2 pseudogenes are annotated in these 1,042 nt (G+C 65.5%); both read right to left on the reverse strand.

The features are described from left to right. A pseudogene (locus MOV74_RS38905) lies at nucleotides 1–359 on the reverse strand (heparinase); the annotation flags it as partial. A gap of 157 nt (nucleotides 360–516) precedes the next feature. Next, nucleotides 517–1,042: pseudogene (locus tag MOV74_RS38910) on the reverse strand (MFS transporter); the annotation flags it as partial.

Raw genomic sequence — 1,042 nt, forward strand, 5'->3', positions numbered from 1 at the left:
ACCGGGCGACGCTTGTTGGCGGGGTTGGCGATCCAGTCTTCGATCAGCGCGCGCGCATTCGCTCGTGTCAGCGCAGTGTCGGCGGCGCGCAAATGGCGCAGCCAACCGAAGCCGAGCAGCGCGACCTCCCAATCCTCCGACGGCGGCTCGAGATCGAAGATCGAGCGGCCGTGGCAATTGACGATCTTGCCGGCAAAGACGAAGCGGCCGGCATAGATTTCGGCGGCGCGGGTCGCATCCGCGGTGCGCAGGTCGTGCGGCGCGATGATCAGCCGGTCGGTGCGACCGGGCCAGACCCGCGACAGCGCAACGGAACCGCCGCTCGCGCGCGCGAGCATGTTCCGCGCGAAGCGGTTCATGACCAGCGTCGAGATACGTCTGCGTTGAGCGACCGACACGCCTTGCCTTGAAGGGGGAGAGGATTCCGACGAATCCCTATTAATCCCAAAATCGGCCGTCTTACACCACCTTGAACGTGTGAGAATCAGCGTCGGGGTCGCAAAATCCAGTGCAAAATCAGGATTTAACGAGCCGGGCTGCGAAAAATCCGTCAAGCCCGCCGAGCTTGGGATCGGCGTTCGGCAGATGACTGGGCAAAGTGCGCAGATCGCCTTCGGCGGTGATGACTTCGTCGAGGCCCGCGACCTCCGATGCCTCGATCGGGACGCGGCGAAGCGCAGGCTCTGCAGCCAGCAGCGTCGCCACTGCCTGCTCGCCTTCCTCAGGTTCCAGCGAGCAGGTGCAATAGACCAGCGTCCCGCCCGGCTTGAGCAGCGACACCGATTTTCGCAGCAGCCGCTGCTGAAGCGCGGTCATGGCGGTGACATCGGATTCCTGCCGCAGCCACGCCACGTCGGGATGACGGCGGATCGTGCCGGTCGAGGTGCAAGGCGCATCGATCAGAATACCGTCGAAGCCCTCGGTGGGGCCGGCCCATTCCACGGCGTCAGCAACGACAGTCTCGGCCTGGAGCGACAGCCGCGCCAGGTTTTCGCGCAGCCGCGCCACCCGGGCCGGCGAGCGGTCGATTGCCGTGACATGC

It is taken from the genome of Bradyrhizobium sp. SHOUNA76, assembly GCF_023006445.1.
Classification (GTDB): Bacteria; Pseudomonadota; Alphaproteobacteria; order Rhizobiales; family Xanthobacteraceae; genus Bradyrhizobium.